Source organism: Paraliobacillus sediminis (assembly GCF_003426055.1).
Genome location: NZ_QJSI01000001.1, coordinates 603,312 through 627,292, shown reverse-complemented (window position 1 = coordinate 627,292; position 23,981 = coordinate 603,312). Strand labels below are relative to the sequence as shown.

17 protein-coding genes are annotated in these 23,981 nt (G+C 32.0%); 5 read left to right on the top strand and 12 right to left on the bottom strand.

What is annotated here, in order from left to right; translation table 11 throughout:
- Positions 1-20 precede the first annotated feature (20 nt).
- Together D2K60_RS02765 and D2K60_RS02760 are read left to right on the top strand one after the other, a co-directional pair.
- A complete protein-coding gene (locus D2K60_RS02765) occupies positions 21-1,229 on the top strand; it encodes an O-antigen ligase family protein (RefSeq protein ID WP_117168458.1) in 1,209 nt (402 codons plus the stop codon).
- A gap of 329 nt (positions 1,230-1,558) precedes the next feature.
- On the top strand, positions 1,559-2,578 hold the full coding sequence (locus D2K60_RS02760; protein WP_117168457.1) for an LCP family protein: 1,020 nt from the start codon (positions 1,559-1,561) through the stop codon (positions 2,576-2,578).
- A 35-nt stretch (positions 2,579-2,613) separates the two neighbouring features.
- On the opposite strand, the gene D2K60_RS02755 is transcribed toward D2K60_RS02760, so the two are convergent.
- From D2K60_RS02755 to D2K60_RS02740, 4 genes are all read right to left on the bottom strand, one after another.
- Positions 2,614-3,282: a WecB/TagA/CpsF family glycosyltransferase gene (locus D2K60_RS02755; protein WP_240335222.1), complete on the bottom strand. Its 669-nt coding sequence runs from the start codon at positions 3,280-3,282 to the stop codon at positions 2,614-2,616.
- 240 nt (positions 3,283-3,522) lie between these two features.
- A complete protein-coding gene (gene tagH, locus D2K60_RS02750; protein WP_117169088.1) occupies positions 3,523-4,302 on the bottom strand; it encodes a teichoic acids export ABC transporter ATP-binding subunit TagH in 780 nt (259 codons plus the stop codon).
- Between the two features lie 13 nt (positions 4,303-4,315).
- The gene (locus D2K60_RS02745; RefSeq protein ID WP_117168455.1) at positions 4,316-5,143 is read right to left on the bottom strand and encodes an ABC transporter permease; all 828 of its coding nucleotides are present in this window, start codon (positions 5,141-5,143) and stop codon (positions 4,316-4,318) included.
- Between the two features lie 53 nt (positions 5,144-5,196).
- Positions 5,197-7,326 carry a CDP-glycerol glycerophosphotransferase family protein gene (locus D2K60_RS02740; RefSeq protein ID WP_117168454.1) on the bottom strand — a complete coding sequence of 710 codons (2,130 nt, stop codon included), beginning with the start codon at positions 7,324-7,326 and terminating at the stop codon, positions 5,197-5,199.
- A 164-nt stretch (positions 7,327-7,490) separates the two neighbouring features.
- On the opposite strand from D2K60_RS02740, the gene D2K60_RS02735 reads away from it, so the two are divergent.
- The 3 genes from D2K60_RS02735 (at position 7,491) to D2K60_RS02725 (ending at position 10,920) form a co-directional block, all read left to right on the top strand.
- Positions 7,491-9,065, top strand: coding sequence for a glycosyltransferase (locus D2K60_RS02735; protein ID WP_117168453.1), 1,575 nt, complete (start codon positions 7,491-7,493; stop codon positions 9,063-9,065).
- Positions 9,066-9,353: 288 nt separating this feature from the next.
- Positions 9,354-9,752 carry a glycerol-3-phosphate cytidylyltransferase gene (gene tagD / locus D2K60_RS02730; protein ID WP_117168452.1) on the top strand — a complete coding sequence of 133 codons (399 nt, stop codon included), beginning with the start codon at positions 9,354-9,356 and terminating at the stop codon, positions 9,750-9,752.
- Positions 9,745-10,920 carry a CDP-glycerol glycerophosphotransferase family protein gene (locus tag D2K60_RS02725; protein ID WP_117168451.1) on the top strand — a complete coding sequence of 392 codons (1,176 nt, stop codon included), beginning with the start codon at positions 9,745-9,747 and terminating at the stop codon, positions 10,918-10,920. Before tagD ends, D2K60_RS02725 begins: the two co-directional genes overlap by 8 nt.
- Before the next feature lie 146 nt (positions 10,921-11,066).
- Here the strand turns inward: D2K60_RS02725 and D2K60_RS02720 are convergent, their stop codons facing one another.
- From D2K60_RS02720 to murJ, 8 genes are all read right to left on the bottom strand, one after another.
- The gene (locus tag D2K60_RS02720; protein ID WP_117168450.1) at positions 11,067-13,835 is read right to left on the bottom strand and encodes a GW dipeptide domain-containing protein; all 2,769 of its coding nucleotides are present in this window, start codon (positions 13,833-13,835) and stop codon (positions 11,067-11,069) included.
- Positions 13,836-13,978: 143 nt separating this feature from the next.
- Positions 13,979-17,368 (bottom strand): N-acetylglucosaminidase, encoded by a 3,390-nt coding sequence (locus tag D2K60_RS02715; RefSeq protein WP_117168449.1) that lies wholly within the window; start codon positions 17,366-17,368, stop codon positions 13,979-13,981.
- A 170-nt stretch (positions 17,369-17,538) separates the two neighbouring features.
- Positions 17,539-18,582: a glycosyltransferase family 4 protein gene (locus D2K60_RS02710; RefSeq protein ID WP_117168448.1), complete on the bottom strand. Its 1,044-nt coding sequence runs from the start codon at positions 18,580-18,582 to the stop codon at positions 17,539-17,541.
- 297 nt (positions 18,583-18,879) lie between these two features.
- Positions 18,880-19,356 (bottom strand): PssE/Cps14G family polysaccharide biosynthesis glycosyltransferase, encoded by a 477-nt coding sequence (gene pssE, locus D2K60_RS02705; RefSeq protein WP_117168447.1) that lies wholly within the window; start codon positions 19,354-19,356, stop codon positions 18,880-18,882.
- The gene (pssD, locus tag D2K60_RS02700) at positions 19,353-19,823 is read right to left on the bottom strand and encodes a PssD/Cps14F family polysaccharide biosynthesis glycosyltransferase (protein WP_117168446.1); all 471 of its coding nucleotides are present in this window, start codon (positions 19,821-19,823) and stop codon (positions 19,353-19,355) included. Before pssD ends, pssE begins: the two co-directional genes overlap by 4 nt.
- A 12-nt stretch (positions 19,824-19,835) precedes the next feature.
- Entirely contained in the window at positions 19,836-20,933 is a 1,098-nt protein-coding gene (locus D2K60_RS02695) for a glycosyltransferase (RefSeq protein WP_240335221.1), read from the bottom strand.
- On the bottom strand, positions 20,934-22,256 hold the full coding sequence (locus tag D2K60_RS02690; protein ID WP_117168445.1) for an O-antigen ligase family protein: 1,323 nt from the start codon (positions 22,254-22,256) through the stop codon (positions 20,934-20,936).
- A 40-nt stretch (positions 22,257-22,296) separates the two neighbouring features.
- Entirely contained in the window at positions 22,297-23,808 is a 1,512-nt protein-coding gene (gene murJ / locus D2K60_RS02685; protein ID WP_117168444.1) for a murein biosynthesis integral membrane protein MurJ, read from the bottom strand.
- Positions 23,809-23,981: the final 173 nt, after the last annotated feature.

The following is a 23,981-nucleotide window of genomic DNA, read 5'->3' as shown; positions in this document are numbered from 1 at the left end:
TTAAACAAGGAGCAGTGACTATGAATAATTCCGATAACGGATCATTAAAGTTTTCAAGGTTCACATATATATTAATATGTAGTTTATTAATCGTAAATACACTAGCACTGACTTCACACGAAGCGCTACATCAAGTAGGGACATTATCAATAATGGCTTCACTTCTTTTCTTTTTGTGCTTATTTATATATTACATCTTACATAATTACCATAATATTGATAAACTGTTTCATCTGTATTTGTATAGTGCTATGTACTTTATTATTTATATAATTACTTTTTTCATAAGCGCTGAAAATAATTCCTTTTCTTATTTATTTGCGTTGTTAAGTACACTATCATTTATTCTTATTTCTTCACACAATCAATGGCAACATAAATATCTCAAACTTTTTGCACATATAACTTCTGGCATCATTTGGCTTGTTTTTCTAAATTGGCTATTAATTGAGCTTATATTTGATGGTTATCAAAGTATTTCCAAAAACCCAAATAGTCTAGCTATCGTTTTATTCTGTATATTATACATGCAGCTACTAACATTTAGATACAGTTCATATATTGGTCGTTCATATTTTGGTTTATTAATTTGTATAAATTTGTTTTTAATATACACAACGAGTGCTAGATCTGTCTTTTTATCTATATTAATCATACTTTTATCCATGTTAATACTCTTATACTCAAAAAAGGTGTTTTCTAAGATTTTTTCGATAGGGCTAATTTTAAATTTTGGATTCATTTTAATCTATGTTCAATTAGAAAACACAAAAATAGGTCAGTTTTTAAATGAAGTTTCTTTAAATTTATTAGATAAATCCTTCTACAGTGGTCGTAATGAAATCTGGAAACAGTTACTTCCATATGTATACGACAAGCCATTTTTTGGTTACGGTATTGGTATTGATGCTAGAGGACTTACTTCACCAGCTCACACTTCTCATAATCAATATATTCAAATCTTATTAGAATCTGGGGTTATAGGATTAATTTTATTCCTTTTATTACTCTTTAGTATTTGGAAACTGTTGCTACGGAATTTAACTACCTTTGAATCAAAGTTATCGGCCTGTTTCTTTATTGCAACCTTAGTGTACATGAATTTTGAATCAACACTATTCCAAAATAATTATGCTATCGGACTGATGCAATGGTTAATAATCACATTGGGTGTGATTATTAACCCAGTTGAGGATTCAACACGCGTTAAAGGCGTTCAAAAAGAATGATGTAACGACTTTAATAGAATGTTATAAAGTCACCTCTATGTAATCTTATCTATCCTCTTTCATTAATTAATTTATTTAACACGTATATTACCATATAATACAATTGAAATTACCTAAGATATTGTTATATTTATATTTCTTTACACTTGCAACTATATTATACTAGAAAATACGAAGTTAAAAATCTCTATCATTTAAACCACTAATAAACTGACAAACGGTATTTTATTACAATTCACATCAATTTGTTACACAAATTTAATTTACCATCCCACAAAATAGTAGTAAAATAGGATTTAATGTGTATTTATTAAAAAGGAGATAAAGGTATGGCTAAGGATAAAACGAAATCGCGAATTAAGATCCGCAAAAACAAAAAAAGAAGACGTTATTTATATATACTCATTCCGATAGTAGTTTTACTAGGTGCTGGTGTAACCTACGGTGCGGTTATGTTGAGTAAGGCTGGTGATATTGCAGCAGAATCATACGAAGATGATGGCAGAGAAAATGGATCTAGTCTTCGTGATGGTGATGTAGATCCCACTGTTGACGACGTATCTATACTATTTATCGGTGTTGACCAAAGTGAAAAACGTGAGGCTAACAATGAAAGTAATGAATTAACAGATGCTTTGATTTTAGCTACATTAAATAAAGACGATAAGTCTGTCAAGATGGTTAGTATCCCGCGTGATTCTTACGTTTATATACCTGACCTTGGTTACACGACAAAAATCAACCATGCTCACGCTTTTGGCGGGGTAGCATCTACACTAGAAACTGTTGAGGGATTATTCGATATTCCTGTTGATTATTATGTGAAGATTAATTTCAATGCATTTATTGATGTAGTCGATGAATTAAATGGAATAGAAGTAGATGTCCCTTACGAACTGTATGAGCAAGATTCTGAAGACACAGCAGGTGCTATTCATCTTATGCCTGGTGAGCAGTTATTAGATGGCGAAGAAGCTCTAGCATTAGCTCGAACTAGAAAACAAGATAATGACATTGAGCGTGGTAAACGTCAACAAGAAATCATCAAAGCAATTGTAGATCGTTCTGTTTCTTTTAATACGATATTGAATCTTGATAACCTGATGCAGGCTGTTGGGGATAATATGACAACCAATATGACATTCAATGAGATTAAGAGTTTTGTATCCTATGGAAGTGCAGGAAGTCTAGATATCGAAACATTAAGTCTAGAAGGTTCTGATTTAGTAACTGACGCTTATTATTACCAGCTAGATGAAGCTGATGTAGCAGAAAAACAAGCAATTTTAAAAGAACATCTGGGATTAAGTAGTTCTTCTACTCAAACTGACACACAAACTATCGAATAAAAATAAAGGCTTGGGAACAAAGTTCCTAAGCCTTTTTAATATCTTCTTATAACAATTCGAAACATAAATTCAAACACTTTTAAAATCCGCTTCCAACGAAATGGTTGCTGCAATAGTCGATATAACCACTCTAAATTCAGTTTAATCCAAGCCTCTGGTGCTCGTTTCACCTTACCCGCTACAACATCAAAGCTACCACCAACACCCATAAAAAAACCTTTATCAAATTCGTGGTAATAGGTGGAAATCCACTGCTCTTGTCTTGGCGAACCTAGTGCAACAAAAATCATATCTGGCTTTGCCTTTTTAATCGTATCAACTATTTCACGATCTGCTATATCAAAAAAACCGTGATAATGTCCAGCTATTAATAAATTCGGGTGCAATGTTTTAATTCTATCAATAAATTTATCAACTACTCTTTCATGCGCGCCCAGAAAGTAGCAGCTTAAACCTTGTTCTTCCGCGTGTCCAATCATTTCAGTCATTATTTCAAACCCTGGTATGCGCTCTTCTACCGGCTGTTTCAATATTTTAGAAGCAACTACAATTCCAGCACCATCTGGAATAATATAATCCGCTTTCTCGATAATCGTTCTATATTCCTTGTTTTCCCTAGCTAACATAACAATTTCCGGATTAGCAGTTACAATAAATCTTTTTTCCTGTCTTTTTAAACTAGGATAAATAATATCTTCAAACAAGCTTCTCTTACTCCTATTAAAAAAAGAGATACCCATAATATTCACTTCGTTGTTGGACATACTAAAAAAGCACCTCTCTACTAATCTATCTATTTATATCTACCTATATAAAACACATTCCTGTATATTATTACACGAATATACAATGTTCGCAATTAGAAATTTACACCAAATACACATTAATAATCCCTGTCTAAACTAATTTAGACAGGGATTAAGTAATTATTTATGAGTATTTAATCAATCGCTCAGTGAATTTTCTTTGTATGCTTCTTTTTCTTTTTTTGACATTTCTTTAAATTCTTTTAAAAATTGTTCGTATTTTGGTAATACATCTTCTACTAGACCGTATTCTTTTACCTTACCATATTCCAACCACAAAATTTTCTCGCAAAATTCTTTCATTTGACCTAAGGAGTGACTTACAAAAATCATTGTCTTGCCTTTATCCTTAAACTCTTTCATTTTGGATAGACTTTTCTCAGCAAAGGCCTTGTCACCTACCGAAAGTGCTTCATCAATAATTAATATATCCGGGTCTATCATTACAGATATTGCAAATCCCAACCTCGATTTCATTCCACTAGAATAACTCTTTACGGGCTGATTTATAAACTGTTCTAGTTCTGCAAAATCTATAATTTCTGGTTCTAATTTTTGAATTTCCTTTTTAGAAAACCCTAACATAAGACATTTCAACTCAATATTTTGTTTTCCTGTTAAATCGCCTTTTAAACCAGATGATACTGCTATTAAAGATGCCTGCCCATTAAGTTCTACATCTCCGCTAGTTTCTGGCACAATGCCAGCAATTATATTCGAAAGAGTGGATTTTCCCGATCCATTCACTCCAATAAAGCCAATAATGTCACCCTTTTTTGCTTCTAAACTAACATTATTTAGTGCCCAAAATTCTTCTCCATAACTTTTAGGCATAATTAAATCCAAAATCCTTTCAGATTTGTTAGTATATAATTTGTATATTTTAGAAACATTTTTAACTGAAATTGATATATCCATATTATCCCTACTTTTATGCGTAATCAATGAAATACCTTCTGAATTTCACATGTAGTATTGAACCAAATACAAAAAATAACATTATTAAAAACCAGAAATATAACGTGTATTGCCAATTTTCAATAAAGTACCATCCTGTCCCAAAAAAGCTGGACCTATAACCCTCAATCACATAGTAAAGTGGATTTAATTTCATAATACGAATTAACGTCTCATTTCCAACAGGGTCGACTATCCAAAGTATCGGAGATAAGTATAAAAGCATTCTTAATGTAGCTTGTAAGAACATTTGAATGTCTCGAATTATTGTCGACAAGGTGGACATAATTAACGCTATTGAAAATACAAGTACAAATAAAGAAGTGGTAAAATAAAAAAATTGTATATAATAGATGTTTATACTAAAACCTGAAATTTGCATAATAATAATAGTTATTAACAGCATAACAAGATGCACGTAAAATCTAGAAAAAACAATATAATTTGGTATAATACTCATTGGGAAATTCATTTTAGACAGCATTTTTATTCTAGAATAAATTGATTTAGAACCCTGAATAACTGACTGGTAAAAGAAAAACCAAATTATCATACCTGCGAGCATCCAATTTATAAATGGAACTTCTACATTAGGTACTATTTCTATTGGTGAACGCTCACCTCGAATTCCATACCCAAATACAAACCAGTAAATTAAAATTTGAAATAATGGGTTGATAACTTCCCATGTCATCCCCAAATAGTTGCTACTATTATTACTCTTTAGCTCATATAAGGAAAGCCTTCTAACTAAATAGAAATATTTTATCTGTTCTTTAAGAACTTGCCATGTAGACTTCATATGAATTACCCTTTCACACAATCTTTATCTAAACGTAATATTTGAGTTTACATTCATTTTTTAAAAACTTCATCTACAACCTTTTTCGTTGATTCACCCTTTTCCAAATAGCAAAACTTTTGATAAAATAAATCTAGGTCAGTTGAAGTTACAAAATCATTTTCTTTAATTGCATTTATCTCATCAATAAGTGAACCGGTTGTCTTAATAAGTGGACCAGGTGCTTCTTTCTCAAAGTCAAAATAAAAACCTCTTAAATTATCCTTGTATTCATCAATATCATATACAAAAAATAGCATTGGTCTTCTTAAATTAGCATAATCAAAAAACACTGAGGAATAGTCGGTTATTAGTATATCTGACATCAAATATAACTCCCTAATGTCCTCATAAGTTGAAAAATCAAAAACAAAACCTTCATAAGACAACAAATCAAGTTTTTCTGCTATAAGGTAATGCATCCGTAGTATTACAATATATTCTTCTCCGAGTTCAAGTTTAAGTCTTTCTAAATCTAGTTGCAAATTAAACTTATACTTCCCTTTTGTATAAAATTGATTGTCTCTCCATGTTGGAGCATATAGCAATATTTTTTTATCTAAAGGTAAATTATTTTTTTTCTTTAATTCCTTAATTGTTTTTTCATTATTACTGTTTATTAAATAGTCATTCCTCGGATAACCGGATTCAATCATTTCTTTATCAAATTGAAACGCTCTTCTAAATATAACACTTGAATAATTATTTGGTGAGACTAAATAATCCCATTTACTTGCTTCACTCAGAAAATTCCTCTTGTATCTAACAGAATTTGTTCCAGGCATATGCACTTCTTCCATATCAGCTGCTAATCTTTTTAAAGGTGTACCATGCCAAGTTTGTAAATATATTGTCTTTCTTGGTTTAGGTATCCATAACGGTAATCTAGAGTTAGTTACCCAATACTTTGCCCTTGACATCTTTATTAACCAACTAATAGAGAATCTTCTAACATATTTTATATTTTTATCTTCAAACTTTACAGAGTCACTTCTATTTACACTCCAATACATCTTATACTCAGGATATTCTTTTAACATATACTCATATATAGCTCTAGGGTTATCGCTATATTGTTTTCCTAAAAAGCTTTCAAACATAATAAGTTTATTATCAGTAGGTAGTTTTCCTGATAGTTTAAATATAAATTTATAAATTTTTAATGCTGTATTACCTCTTCTAAACTTAACCCAATTTTTATATAATTTTCTTTTAAATTCTGTTTTTAAATCATATAAAGATACTGAGAATGAAAAAAACCTTGATTTCTTTGTAGCTTTAGTAACAAATCTCATTTTTGTTCCATCAATAGTTACTATCGACTTGTTTGTATTAACTTTATAATCACACATTATGCGAGTACTGCGAATTAAATCCTGCTTATCATTCAGCGTATACTCTAATTCTAAGTAAAATTTAAAAAATTGTGTTTTATCTGATTTGAGTAAATATAACCTAGGATCAAATTCAATCTGAAATCCGCAAGGTTCTAACTTATCATTTCCAATAGTCTCTGAAATATCTTTTCTATCTATACATTTCATGGGTAATATAATTTCATTATCATCTAAATTGTTAGTGATAACTAAATTAAGCTTATTTACTTCATAATCTTTCTCATTAAATAGAGGAGGATAGTTAAAAAAACCAGCAATATTTAGTTTTCCATTTTTAGATATATTGACTTCATCAACTTTTGCAAATAAAGTATATTCATTGGATCTAAATGAAATATTTCCCTTTTTTGTAGTGAAAGGGTAAAACATTTTCGTTTGTTCCGAAAAAACAAGTGCTAGAAAACGGTGATTATCTGTATTACTCTTAATTCTAGTGATTTTCTCGATCTCATCACCTAGTGTCACAAAATACAAATCCAATATAGTATTGTTTAAGATAAGTTCCTTATATTGATCATTGATATCTACAGAAATAATAACGTTGAATATTGTTAATTCTTCAACATTTTCCCTTATCTCATAATCTAATTTAATTATAGTGTTCTCATGGTCTCTATCTTTTAAAATAAAATAATAGTCATCACTTTTTTCAAGCATTGATTTTTTTATAGGGACAATTATCTGATATGTGTTTTCTTTTAATGTAATGCTATCAATTTTTTTATGTTTAAAATTACTATTTTGCATTAAAAAAATTCTCCTTCTATATAATTAATCTATTCACATTATATTTGGAAAGGCACAATATAGCAACTTCATTTAAATGTTTTTACCTCAAGATTGATATAACGTAATTTTGTGTATATACTTTATACTGGATATCAATTATATAGATATGGAGGATTTACTAAATGAAACCAACAATATTTTTTTTGATTAATTCCATTGATTTAATAAGAGGTGGACTAACTAAAGCATCTTTAAAACAAGCTTCATTTTTTTCGGAAATGGGATATGAAACATATATGTTAACATTTAATTTTAACCCTAGATATCCGATTATACGCCAAAAACTAATTGATTTAAATAAGATTGATGAAAATGTAGTTATTCGAAATATGTATGAGGAATTAGAAGGATACGAAAAACCTTTATTTACAGAAGATCCACCAAAAAAAGCATCTTTAGAAATATTATCTGAAGGACTACCATTAGATAAAAGAAGTGGATATAATGCATATAGAGTATACGATAATGGTATTTATTCGAAATATCTCTCATTAAATGATAATGGGGTTCTGGATTTTATCGATTACTTTAACGAAAATCGATATCGTACCAAAAGAGAAGAATATGATCCGTGGGGTAACTTGAAAAAAGTTAGCTTTATGGATATTAATTCAAATAAACCGAGACAATTAATATATTATAATAAGAACAACAAAGCATTCTTATCTCAATGGAATGATCCATCCAACGAAAAAGTAAAAAGAATTGTCTTATTCGATAAAAATAATAGTATAAAGACTTCCTATGTAAATGATAACCTCTCTCATAAAATTGATTGGTTAACTGATATTATTAATAATACTAACAATGATCGATGTATTATCGTCTCTGATACTAGAAGTACTGATGAAGTTTTAGTGAATTTTAACCATCAAAAGGCAGCAAAAATTTGGAGACTTCATAGCAGTCATCTGGATGCTCCTTATACACGGGATGCAAACATTACATCCAAAACAGCTATAGGTGTTAATAATATTGATGCCTTTGATTTGGCGTTATTTTTAACAGAAGAACAACAAATGGACTTTAAAGCTAGGTTTAGTGGGAATACCCCTCTTAGCGTTGTACCTCATTACCATGAGATCAACAAACAAAGAGGATTTGACAAACTAAAACCTTTGCTATCACCTTCAATAAAAAAGGATAGTAATGTAGCAATTATAGTCAGTCGATTATCTACATTAAAAAGAATTGATCATGCAATAAAAGCATTTCAAATAGTGGTTAATAGAGTTCCGTCAGCTAAATTAGAAATATGGGGCACAGGTGATGAATTAAGCAATTTAAAAGAATTGATTAATCAACTAAATTTAGATAATAATGTATTGCTAAAGGGCTACACGCAAAATCCTGACGAAGTCTATCAAAAGGGTTTGTTTTCTATAATGACCTCGAAAAAAGAAGGATTTGCCTTATCGGTTTTAGAAAGTATGTATAATTGTACTCCGGTTATAAGTTATAACATAAAATATGGACCAACTGATATGATAGTAAGCAATGATAATGGTTTTATTGTTGAAAATGAAAACATACAAGAACTTGCAGATAAGATGATATATATGTTTGATAATCCTAAAGAAACAATGGTTATGGGTAAAAACGCAAATAAATATATAAACAAACATTTTAATAAAGATATATATAAACAACAGTGGTTGGAAGCTTTAGACATAGCTATGAAGAATAAATTTAATTAAGTAGAGTTTATTCAATATATGAAATACTTTTAAGTATGAGAAAAATACAGACTCTGTCTACTATCAAATACATTTGCAAAATATACATTATTTGCAAATGTATTCTTGTATTCTTGTATCCTTCTATGAAATAAGTTAAGATGTATAGATAAGTAATGTTAAAACTTATGTGAAATAATTATATTAAAATTTGAAATTCATGTTATAATAGATTGCTTGTGAAATTAGATTATAAACGAATTAAACATATAGAGTAACTAATCCAAAATTTATTAGGAGGTTTCAAAATTGAAAAAAGTAATAACCTATGGAACATTTGATTTAATTCATAATGGTCATATTAATATTCTAAGACGTGCAAAAGAGCTTGGTGATCATTTAACTGTTGCTATTTCTTCTGATGAATTTAATGAAATTAAAGGAAAGAAAGCTTATCATAGTTATGAAAACCGCAAAATGATTTTAGAAGCAATTCGATATGTCGATGCTGTTATTCCTGAGGATGAATGGGAACAAAAAGTTAATGACGTTATTAATCATGATATTGATATCTTTGTTATGGGTGATGACTGGGAAGGTAAATTTGATTTTCTTGTCGATCATTGCGAAGTCATTTATTTACCTAGAACGGTTGGTATTTCCACAACAAAGATTAAAAATGATATGAAAAAGGTAAATAATGCTTAGAGAGTTTGCAATTTCTAGTTATCTATTTATTTTCAAGATAATTTTTATTTTGTTTAAATTACTTCCTCAACAAGAAAAAATAACATGTGTTGCATCGTTTGGTGACAATATAAATCATATTGCTCAATCAGCATATAGTTTAACAGATCAAAAGATAATTATTTTAAAAAGTAAAAGTTGTCGCGTTAATTTTGAAGATAGTAGAAATCAAGTTTTACAGTTTGAAACACTAAATATGATAGGTTTTATCCAATCCATCTATCACCTAGCTACGTCCAAAGTGATCTTCGTTGACAATTACTTTGGATTTTTGTCTGTTACAAAGTTCAAAGCTAGTGTGACATGTATACAAGTATGGCATGCTGCTGGTGCTATTAAACAATTCGGATTAATGGATCCATCTGTTAAAACTCGCTCTTCACAAGCTAATGATCGATTCATTAAGGTTTATAACCGTTTCACTTATGTAATTGTTGGTTCAGAAAAAATGAGTGCTATATTCCGAAAAAGCTTTGGATTATCTAATCAGCAAATTTTACGTACAGGAATTCCAAGGACAGATTTTTTCTTTGATAAAGTAAAAACGGCAAATATAAAGGTGCAATTACAAGAGGAAATTCCAATTGTTACTAATAAAAAGGTGATTCTGTATGCACCAACTTTTCGTGATAGCCAGTTAAATGATCAAAAAATTATGTTGGATATTAAAAAAATGTATGCTCAACTCAGTAAAGATCATGTTTTATTATTACGACTTCATCCTGCAGTTAAAGGTACCTTTATAAATCAGTATCCTGAATTTGTAATAGACGTATCAAAATATCAAAATATTAATCACTTATTAGTTATTACAGATCTATTAATCACTGATTATTCTTCAATACCATTTGAATTTGCATTACTAGAAAAACCAATGATTTTTTTCACTTATGATTTTGATGAATATACACAAAATCGTGGTTTTTGGGAAGATTATCAAACCCAATTACCTGGACCTATAGTTACGAGTACTACCGACTTAATTAATACAATTAAACAAAATCAATTTAATATCGAGAAAGTTAAATCCTTTTCTCAACAATGGAATCAATATTCTCGTGGTAATTCTAGTAAAAATATTATTGAATTCCTATATAAAACAACTGAACAACAGGAAGCCTCAAAGTAAGTAGTATTTATTTTCAATATTATTATATGAATTATAATCAACACAACATAGAATAATTATTTCTAAATTAATCACATTATTATTATGCAACCTAAAAACGCGTATTCCGATAAAATGGAATACGCGTTTTTTAGATTATGTTATTACTATATTACAAATGCTGAATGGATCCAAATAATTTTACCATTTAATGTGCCACGATACCATGTATTATTTCCTACACTCTCTGTTAAATTAACATTAAATGTTTGCTCTTCATAATTGCTTAAAGATTGATAAACAATATCCTTTGATCCACCCCAAGCTTTACTATATGCCTTTCCTGTTCCTTTTATCTTTAGTTTTTTATTCTCTTTATCAATTCCTAAATGGGTATGTGTACTCATATCTTTCGCTTTAACCCACCCAACGATTCCTGAAACACTACTTGGTTGTTCACTAATCAAATAAAATGATTGGCTATTTAATCTAACTTCTTTTTTGATGTAATATACCTTATTCGTATATTCTGAATTTGCAGTTGTAACTGATGCATTATTACCAGGTTCTTTATAAATAACTATATTAGGGCTTTTAATATGACCTAATTTACTTGTTATTTTCTCCTCTACTAAACTATTTAATGTTAGATAGGAGGAGTGTATCCATACCGTCTGTCCATTTAATTTCCCTCTATACCATGTATTATTTCCAACTTTTTCAGTTAAGTTAACAGTAAATATAGCTCCTTTATAAGTACTAAGGTCTTTATAAACAGCATCTTTTGATCCGCCCCAAGCCTTACTATATGCTATTCCTGTTCCCTTTAGGTAATATGTTTTCTGTGTATTATCTACACCTAGATGGCTATGGGAAGCTACATCTTCTGCCTTTACCCAACCTACTAAACTGTTTTTGTAATTTGGTTGCTTACTCATTAAATAATAGACTTGATTCCCTATTTTAGCCTCTTTTTTTATATAATATACTTTATTAGTATATTCATCATTTATCGTTTCATGTGATGTATTATCACTAAAATCTTTATATACTTTTACACTACTGTTTTTAAAATGACCTAATTTACTTGTATTTAATTCTTTCTTCTCTATTAAATAGCTAGAATGTATCCATACCGTCTTACCATTCAGATTACCGCGATACCAGATATTATTGCCAACCTTCTCCGTTAGGTCAATATTAAATATAGTTTCTTCATAAGAAACTAAGTCTTTATAGACTACATCTTTTGATCCACCCCATGCTTTACTATAAGCTATTCCTGTTCCTTTTATATAGTAACTTTTCTTATCTTTATCTACCCCATCATGGTTATGTGTATTCATTTCAGATGCTTTAACCCATCCAAGAACACCAGCTGAACTACTTGGTTGTTCACTAATCAAATAATAAATTTGTTCATTAATCCTAGCTTTTTTTTTGATATAATACACCGCATTACTATATTTATTTCCGGATTTTATTACTACATCTTTGTCTTCTAAATTATTGTAAATATCGACATTACTTGTTTTAAAATGTCCTAGTTTACTTGTTTTTGATTCTATTTTCGTTGTTAGATAATTTGAATGGATCCACACTTTCTTACCATTTAAATCACCGCGATACCATGTGTTATTCCCTACCTTTTCGGTCAAATCAATATAAAAGGCTTGATCTTTATATGAGGATAGCGTTTTATATGCAATATCCTTCGATCCGCCCCACGCCTTATCATAAGCTATACCAGTTCCTTTTAGATAGTACGTTTTACTCTTTTTATCAACACCCACATGGGCATGTGTATTCATGTCCTGTGCCTTCACCCAACCAACAATCCCTTGTTTACTGCTTGGTTCTTCACTAATTAAATAATAATTTTGGCCATTTACTTTTGCTTCTGATTTTATATAATAAACTACATTCGTATATATGCTATTTGCGACTATTGACGAATCATTATCTGCTAATCTCTTGTATATTTTTGCATTTTCACTACGCAAATGACCCAATTTGCTCGTATTACTTATAATGGGTTCTATATCATCGTATTTAGATTTAACTAAATTAACAAAGTCATTCCAATTATAACCATACTTAGCGAAATATCCATGTGGATCGACATGAGTGGTAGCACCTAAGTGTATACTAACCGCCTTATGTGACCACAGAGATCCTTTACCACTAGCCTCAGCACTTGTGACCCCAAGATCATAATTATACAAAACATTTGATATATAATCAGCATAATTATTAATAGATCTAGCAAATGCATCAAAGTTATTTACTCTTACCAATTCCACATGTACGAATCGTTTATTAGCTTGTCTACCTGCTCCCCACGCACCATAATCTAGAGGATGAATTTCAATAATACGCTGATCATCTACAAATGCATGCACAAACGCATTTTCATGGTTTCGTGTCATATAGGCTATCTCACTATTAATAGTTGACTTATCATTTGCCGTTTCATGAGCAACTACACCCTCCACTGCACCAAAACCATTTCGATAATTGAATCTTTCAAAAACACTTTTATAATCATACTCGGTTTTTGCAACTGACAAATTATTAATATAACTGTTTACATCTGGATAACTAACTCGCATGATCGAGAATCTACTTTGTATAAGATTAGTACTTTCATGCTCGTTTTCATCCACTCCATCGCGCCAACCTTTGGGAACGTATTGAAGCTCTTCTTCTGATAGTTCACTAATATCTTCACCATAAACTTCAGTTCCTATTTCTACTCCTAGTTCATTGTACTCTCCCTTACCTAGATTATTATCATCAAAAATTGTTATAGGTATTTCTACAACTTCTTCTATTAATCCTTGTTCTTTATCATTGGCATATATTGTAACCCCGTTAGAAAACAACAAAGTTATAATTATAAATAATATCGACACAAATAAATTACGTAATTTCATACATACCTCCAATTTAAATTAGATAACAATATTTATACAACATATCTTTTATCGGTTAAATCTATTAAAATATGAAGATATTTCTAAAAAAAGAAAGCTACCCTTAAGATTTATCTTAAAGGTAGCTCCTATGATTATTACTTTTATTTATATTTCGGAATATCAAAAACAATATTTGGATCATTTAGCATAGAATACAAATTTTTCATCTTACTAATTTGTTTACTTGCCCATCCAATATCAGTTGCATATTGATAGCTTCCTGGATTTGCTGGATTCCAACGCATTTTATACAATGTGTTTTGTCCTCTACCAAAGTAATTATTGCTTACGAAAGCAGCACCTTCTACAATAGCAGTATCTACAGAAGTCCAATTATTGTTGTATGCATGGGTCGCACCACAAGATAAAGCACAACTATCATATGCACCAATACCATACATATTGTAGACCGTTTTTATACTACTTAAGCTACTTCTATTACTATTGGTAACTAATGTAGGATTACCACTTGAGTTTTTACCAACCTCTACACCAGTTGCTAGAGGTGATGTACCATTACCCGACTCTAGTAAAGAATGGCTTATTAAGTAGATTTCGTTGACGCCATACCTTTCACCAGCTTCAAGATATTTGCTTCCTTTTCCTGCTAAAATACCTTTTCCTGCTAGCGTTCTATTTAGATCGGTAGCACTAACATTAACAGTTTCAGATAGAACTAAATATTGGAAATTATCCTGTAAATTTGGATCTACATAAGATTTGACATCAGCGTATTTAGCATTTCTCCAAGTTACTGTTGTGCTCAATCTATACCAAGAGCCCGACGTTTCTGCAATGTTTACCGATAAAAATGATGATAGATTACCATATCGGTGACTTGTTGCGCTAGAGCTTTCATAGTACGAAACAGAAGTTTTAGCTAGTGAGGAATGTACATAACTCACTTTTAAATTATATCTAATTTTATACCATCTACTACTTCCACTGACAGTAGTACCAGTAACACTACCTAAATATTCAAATCTTGTACCACTAGATAAATTTGCATCAATACCAGAGGATGTATTCGCACTCGATCTAATATTAACACCCGATCCAGTAATTGTTCCCTTTACGTTAGCTTTTCCACTCGTAGCTACTACATCACTACTGTGAACCCAAATTGCTGCATTTCTATATTTATCTGTTTGAGGCGTAACACTCATTTGCTTTGTTACCATTTGACTTAATGATAGATCATAATTTGAAGTAATAGTATTCGTTTCATTCACATAACTTGAATGTAACCATACTGTTTTACCGTTTAATGTTCCTCGGTACCATGTGTTACTTCCTACCTTTTCTGTTAAGTTAACAAAAAACTCTTGGCTTTCAAACTGAGACATATCTTGATAGACAAGATCTTTGCTTCCACCCCAAGCTTTAGTAAAGGCACTACCTGTTCCCTTAATATAAAGCACTTTAGTATTGCCATTTACGGTCACGTGATTATTGGTAGAAAGATCAGAGGCTTTCACCCAACCCACGACTCCACTTTCACTGCTTGGATACTTGCTAATCAAATAATAGTTAACACCATTTAACTCTGCTTGCTTTTTAATATAATACACTGCATTAGTATAAGTAGTACCAGCTACATCATAAGATGAAGGGTTACCTAAACTATCATATATTCGTGTATTAGTACTTCTTAGATGTCCTAATTTACTCGTACTACTCTCACTTAATGTTGTTACAAAATTAGAATGCAACCACACTGTTTTTCCATCTAAAGTACCACGATACCATGTATTACTTCCAACTTTTTCAGTTAAGTGAACTTTAAATTCGTAATCTTTATATTGGGACATATCTTGATAGACAAGATCCTTACTTCCACCCCATGCTTTGCTATATGCGCTTCCTGTTCCCTTGATATAAAATGTTTTTGAGTCTTTATCTTCCCCTACATGTGTATGTGTAGATAAATCAGATGCTCTGACCCATCCAACAATTCCTGTTACACTGCTCGGATTTTGACTGATTAGATAAAAACGCACACCGTTTAGCTCTGCTTGCTTTTTAATATAGTAAACTGCGTCAGTATAAGTAGTGCCTGCAGTTTCGTAAGATGATAGATTATTCAAATTGTCATATATACGTATATTTGAATTATCAATATGACCTAATAGACTTGTAGAACTTTCCTCAATAACAGCATCATTAGTCACATAACTTGAGTGCAACCACACCGTTTTACCATCTAACGTTCCGCGATACCAGGTATTACTTCCAACTTTTTCAGTTAGATGTACCTTAAATTCATGATTCTTATACTTTGCCATATCATCATAAATTAGATCTTTACTTCCGCCCCATGCCTTACTATACGCATTGCCTGTTCCTTTAATATAAAGGGATTTTGAGTCATTATCCTGACCTACATGCGTGTGCGTAGATAAATCAGATGCTTTTACCCAACCGACTACTCCACTTAGACTACTAGGATTCTGACTAATTAAATAATACCTTGTACCATTTAATTCTGCTTGCTTTTTAATATAGTACACCGCATTCGTATAAGCGCCCGCAGATTGGTAAGATGAAAGATTATTTAAACTGTCATAAATACGTACATCAGAACTTATCAAATGTCCTAGTCTGCTAGTCTTGCTTTCTTCAACGAAAGAAGCAGAAGAAGTAGTTGTTACATAACTTGAGTGCAACCATACCGTTTTACCGTCTAACGTACCACGATACCACGTGTTACTTCCTACCTTTTCTGTTAAGTGTACCTTGAACTCTTGATTTTTATATGTGGACATGTCTTGAAAGACAAGATCCTTGCTTCCACCCCAAGCTTTGCTAAATGCACTGCCTGTTCCTTTGATGTAAAAGGTTTTTGAGTCTTTGTCCTCTCCTACATGTGTATGCGTAGATAGATCTGAGGCTTTTATCCAACCGACAACTCCATTTACACTACTTGGGTTTTCACTAATTAAATAGTAGGTTTCAGCATTTAGTTTTGCTTGCTTTTTTATATAGTAGACTGCGTTAGTGTAACTAGAGCCTGCAGTCTCGTAGTCTGATAGATTCTCCAAACTATCGTAAATGCGCACATTTGAATTTCTAATGTGACCTAATAGACTTGTAGAACTTTCGTCAATGTTACTAACGACTGTTGAAGACATTCTTAATTGTGTACTAGAGGATTCTTCTTCTATAGTCGACGATTCAGTTTCTGTATCTTCTACACTAGATTCATTGTTGGAAGTCGATTCTTCTTTAATAGAACTCTCTTCTGAATCATTAACCACTTCTTCATCTATTGTACTTTCTTCCACTGAGTCTTCTTCTATGTTAGTCTCTTCAATTGACTCTTCTTCTGCTGATTTATCATCTTCAGATGTTACTTCACTTTGTTCAGTCTCTACAACTTCCTCACTAGTATCTTCAACTAGATTATTGTCAGTTGCAGCAAAAGCAACATTGTAAGGCACTAAGCTGAACATTAATAAAACAACCATTATTACAGAAATAATTCTTCTCATATATACCTCCCCATAAGACTATAACCTAAACACGACAATATTCTAGTTCTTCTATATAAATCACCTACCTTACTTACCATTATGCACGTTTTGCAGGCAAATGTTAAGATTTATTTGTCGATTAATGTTAAAAATAAAAAAACTTTCCTTATTAAATAAGGAAAGTTTTTTTATGATTTATTCCGTCGATCCAATAAGCTTAATAGTGGTCTATATTTATCACTAATTAATCCAGTTAGTTCTACTGTTATTTCAATCAACAACGCCATTGCTAAGAATGTAATCGTTGATCCCCACATGGTTGATTTCGTAAAAATCAATGCTGCAAGGCTAAATAATGCGCTCATTGCATAAATTAGAATTACCGTTTGTCGATGGCCAAATCCTAATTTTAATAGGGCGTGATGCAAGTGTAATTTATCTGGTGAAGCCAATGGTTTCTTATTTACAACGCGACGAACAATTGCAAAGAACGTGTCCAGAATTGGTACACCTAAAATGGTGATTGGTACAATTAAGGAGAATAATGTAGCGTTTTTAAATCCTAAAACCGATAAAACACCAATCATATACCCTAAAAACAATGCGCCTGTGTCACCCATAAATATTTTTGCTGGATGAAAGTTATATACAAGAAAACCTAATGTACTACCAAGTAACATAAAACCAACTGCAACAACAAAGGTGTCACCTAATGTGATCGCAAGACCAGATATGGTAATCAATGCAATCGAAGATACACCGGCAGCTAAACCATCTAAACCATCAATTAAATTAATAGCATTCGTTATGCCAACAATCCATATAATGGTAATCGGGATGCTGAAATACCCAAAATGCAAGGTTTCACCAAATGGCAAGTTAATAAAATTAATTTGTGCTCCAGCGAATACAACAACACCTGCGGCAACAAGTTGAATAGAAAATTTCACCCTAGCTGATAGTTCATATAGGTCATCGACAACTCCTGTTCCTGTAACAAGAACTGCACCTATAAAAATCGGCCAAAAGTAAGGACTATTCGGATTAAAGACGATAAAACCTACCATGAAGCTAATAAAAATGGCTAATCCGCCAAGTCTTGGCATTACTTTCGCATGAATTTTACGATAATTCGGTTGATCAACCGCCCCAATCCGAATTGCAAGTTTTTTTACATATGGCGTTAATACAATTGCTAGTGCCATACACATGACTAATGCAATATATTTCATAATCTTTCCTCCCGGTCACCCAGCTATATCTCTTATTTGTTTGATTTTAATTTTGTGGAAATTTGACGCCCTTTTTACGGCTCTACTTTTTAGACGTTAACTAGAAGAAAAAGTTTCATTTTTTCGTTCATTTCATTTCAACTTAATTATTATCTCATCAAATAACTATAGCATATTCACAAAAAAAAAGCATTTCATTTCTTTTTCATTTCTCTTTCGTTTCTATTACGTGTAACAGTAATTAGTTTATGACATTTTCTTTAACTTAACCTTAAAAACAAATTATTCAGTTTCCATCTAATGTTGAATAAAATCATCTAATATCGAGAATAATCGTTCTCTTCCTGATATGAATGGTTTTGGGTTAAAAAACTTCGCCTCAACTATCTTTGTTTCTAATGATTCCCCATCTTGCCAAGCTAATATATGTCCTTGCTCAACAAATGCGTTAAGTAACTGTAATTGATGGTCATCATTATGTTCCCCATACTTCTTCAATCGTGGAACAGCAATAACTACTTTCCCTTTTTTTAGGCCGGTAATGACAGATCCTGTGCCAGCATGGGTAATAATTAGGTCAGCCTGTTCATAGAGTTTATCCATTTGTTCATAGGTAACAAATTTATAAATTGTCATATTGTCACTTTCAAATGGGGTATGGCCTGCTTGAACAATAATATCATTATTAAGAACACCTTTATCTACAAGACGTTCCACTTCATTTAACAACCTAGTAAAAGGTAATTCATGTGTGCCTAATACGACAAATATCAATAGATTGACCCCCCATATACTGCATTTGGATATATTGCTTTCATTGATTCCCACTGGACAATAAATAAGTCTGAAATAGGATATACTAATCTGCCAGACAATGTAGGACTTGTTGACTTCGAAAAACTTTCAATAAAGACAATCTTTTTACCAAATAATTTAGCGATATAACACATTGGTACCGCAGTGTGCGCACCTGTTGTGATAACAATATCCGGGCGATACTTCACAAAAATGCATAATGATTTGATAATATTATACGGGAATTTAAAGAGGTAGCGAATAGGGTAATTTCGTGCACCATAAAGTAATAAGGAGATTGGGTACTTATCCATTAGATCCTTTGTGATTGCTGATTTTTCCGTCACGATATGATAGCGATAATTTTTAAATAAAGACTCTAACTGGAGTAACTGCGTTAAGTGCCCACCTACTGAAGAAATCAGAAGAATTTTTTTCTGTTTCATCTTAACTCGCTCCTATCTACGGTATAATGTAATCAGTGAATCAATCAACCTCTGCTGCTCATTTTCTAGTGCCTTTTTATCCCCGTTGTATATTAGAATTTGTCTCAAGGCCTTATCGGATAAGACCTGACGTAATCCTTGCTGTAATGCTTTGACATCTTGAGGTGCAACCCGCAAGCCCGCTTCCTGATCTAACAAATAATGTAATCCACCGACATCACTGCCGACAACAGGTGTGTGACATGCCATTGCCTCTAAGGCAACGAGACCAAAACCTTCTATATAAGATGGTAGGACAAATGTTTCACATGCCGCCATCCATTTCGCAACCTCAGTTTGTGTCTTCACATCATGAAAGTTAATCCCCTTTATATCTTCATCATGGATTAGTTGCTTAATAAAGATTAAAAAGTTCGGTTCTTTATTCGCACCTATTAGATGTAAGTGTAAATCGTCGTCTTCTTGCTTTAAATCTTTAAAGGCCATAACTAATTCTTGTAACCCTTTCGCCTTAATTAAATTACCGACATACAGAATAACTTTATGGGAAGAAGGTATTCCTAATTCTTTCTTCATTTTTTCCTTATCTCTTGGTTGAAAGATGTTTCGGTTAACGCCCATATTTAATACGGATATTTTGCTAGGGTCTACCTGAAATTCACCTTCTACAGCCTGCCTTAGGCCCTCTCCAACTACTATTACTTCATCCGCTGCATGTAACACACGTTTTGTTTGCTTATACAAAAATGAATTAATTCTAGCCATTTTGTCGATATCTCCACCATGAACTGTAACGAGTAATTTTGCCTTAAAGACACGCTTAAACCAAAGGCCCAACCAACCACTAGGAAAGGTATAGTGCGCATGAACCGTTGTGTATCTTCGGCCATTTCTGATAAAATAGCCAGCCGTTTGTAGAAACCATTTGGTATACTTTTTAATAAGCATAGTCTTGCCCATTCTTGGCTCTTTTATAGCTACAACGTCAACAAGAATACCTTGTTGACGAATTGCTTCTACTTGATTTTTCACAAAAATACCAAACGTTTTATTCTCTTTACTTGGATACATCGTACTAATTACTAAAACTCTTTCCTTTGCATGCCTCATTTAATCCAACCCTTCATTTGGTTGTTTTAGCCGATTTGACAGGACATATAGATAGGCGATCATTAGCGCTAAATAAATACTAGCAGCTGGCGATGATAAAACATGTCCTGCAACAAATGCAATTCCAAATCCTAAACAAACACTTAATCCAATCATAATCATACTCATATCTATTTTTTGAAATCGACCTTGCAAGAGGTTTCTCAAAATATAAAAACCAATTGATACGACCGGAATTAGTAGGATGATAATGCCGATAATGCCAAATCCAAAAAACCAATCAAAAAAGTCCATTTCTATCAGCTTGGGATCACGCTGATAATTTCCACCATATCCCATTCCAAATAGTTGTTGGGGAATCGCTGCGTCTTTATACTGGCTAATCGTTTCTTGCATAAATTCATTTCTACCACTTAATACAATTCCTACGCCTACGCCTTCTTCTTCAATTAATACATTATCAGCTAAATCTTGCTCACTCTTTTGCTGGTTCGTTAGAGTTAGATTTAAATTTTGACCAATTGCCGAATAGGGTGTCCATAAAATAGTCCCAATTAATAGCGGCAGTAAAATGATTACGTTAATTGGAAAGCTTTTTGTACGTAAATGATTTACGATCGCTATCAAAATAGCTGTACTTAGTAATAAGAGTAATCCACCATAGCTAACTTTCGTTCCTACTGTCATCATGGACCAAATTAATACAAGCAGTAGCGAAAAAATGAATAGTTTGTGCTGTCTATTTTTATTTTTCAGCATGAGTAAAAGTGTCATACCAAACCCAAACACCAATATTGCACTTAGTTCATTACCTGAAAAAAACCAGCCTGTATGTCCAGCTTTCGCTAACATGTCATAGGTACGCTTTCCTGTATCGGTAAAACTTGCAAGTAGCATAATTACGCTAATGATCGCCATACTAATTATTACATTGCGCAAAATTATCTTTTGCCAGTCTACTCTTTTACTAAATGAATAAAGTAAACAAACATAAACCAGTAACAACTCAATAAAGAAAAACGTTTTAATCATATGTGTCAGTTCTAATGTTAGCGAGAATGGATCTTTGATGAACCAATTGGTGATAAAATGTGCTAGAAAGTAAACAAAAGCTAGCACATGGTAGAAACGTGTATATTTTTGTATCTTTTGATTCGGGAAAAAAGTGAGGTACAAAAATCCAAGTCCAATTGCCATTACTCGAATGACTTCGGGTATCGGTAATTCCATGTATGCAAATACATCTAGAATTGGTTGTAATAGAATAAAGTAAATAAAGATGTATTCTATTCGATGCATATTTCCCTGAATTATTTGTTTCATTAGTTCTATACCTCCGAATATGAGCTGCTTTTTTATATTATTAACCTTCTGTCCTTTTTACATGCTTCAATAAAAATTGAAAAGATTTGATTTTCAACACGTAAGAACATACAAGATAAACCACTACACCAGTAGAGACAGATAGGATAAGATCAATAATTGCCGAGATTGGTGGTAGACTAGATCTTAATAAAATAATACCTCCTGCCATTACACCAACTGCCAGCATTACTTTCAGACTTTCTTTGACAAATACTTTGCTTACTAATGGACCAACATGTTTTCTAAATACGAGATAACACGTTCCTGCATAACTGAGTCCTACAATAGATGAAGCTAACGGAATCCCCACATACCCCATCCAATTGGTTAAAATCAGATTGCAAATGGCATTAAGTACGATAGAAAAGAGACCAATCATCATAATTAAATGCCCTTTTTTAATCGTATACAATCCGTTATTGATCATAATATTTAAGCTAAAAAACAAGACAGAGCCTGCATAATAATAGGCAACTTTACTTGTAGCTATTGTCGCTGCTTGATCAAAAGCACCTCGTTCAAATAATAATTGGATGATCGTCGGCATTAACAGAAGCATTCCTACTATTGCTGGTAGCAGTACATAAAACATGACAGTTAATCCTCTTTCAGTACCAGCTTTAAAACCTTCTATATCTTGCTTGGCATATGCTTTAGCAATCAGTGGAAAAACAATTGTACCTATTGTCACACCGAATATGGATTGCGGAAAATGGACGAGATTTTTCGCATAATTGATATAGGTTACAACACCTTCTTCAAAATAACTAGCAAAGATATTATCTACGGCTAAGTTAACTTGACCAACCATCACCGTGATTGCTACAGGGAATAGAATGATGAAAAATGATTTTACTTCAGGAAAATCGATTTTATCAGTTATCTTTATAATTTTCTTTGGGATAATGAAAAACAGTTTAAATAGTAATGAAATAATTGTTCCAGCTAAATAGCCAATTGCTAATGCATAAGTTCCTATTTCAGGGACAAATAAAATGGCGCTGGTAATCATCGTGATGAGTACGATATTTTGCGAAATAATAGATAGTGTATACCTGTTTTCTGCATCTAAATACGCTTCTAAAACAGCATTTATTCCGACAAACACCAATGCACTCATAAATATCATCGTGACATGAATGGTTATTTCTAGTGCCACTTCTTCAAAATTGGCATAAACCAAAGGCAAAATGATTGGCGATAAACAAATACCTAAAATAGCAAACAAGAGACTTGTTATTCCTGTCGCTTTCCATATCTGATTAAAAAGCTTTCGGGAGCGATTCTGCTCCAGACTTTCTATATATTGTGGTACAAAAGCATTCTTCATTCCAGTTGTTAAAAATAGAAACAACATGTTTGGAATAATAAAAGCGGCTAGATAAGCATCCGCTTGATAGCTATCACCAAAATAGTAAGCTACGACAATATCACGAAGTAAGCCTGTTATTTTTAATACTAATGTTGCTAAAATAAAGATAATGCTCGTGATCGCTATCTTCCCCTTCACATTAACAACACTCCAATCTTTATATGTTAAATATAGCAGAATTGAAACAACTATTTACGGGAATATCTATTATTTTACATATTCTTCATGTTAGCTTAACACTTTACCACAAAATGAAAACACCAAATCTATCATTGCCTAAAATAGGCCTTACTATACGAATTGTGCTTTTC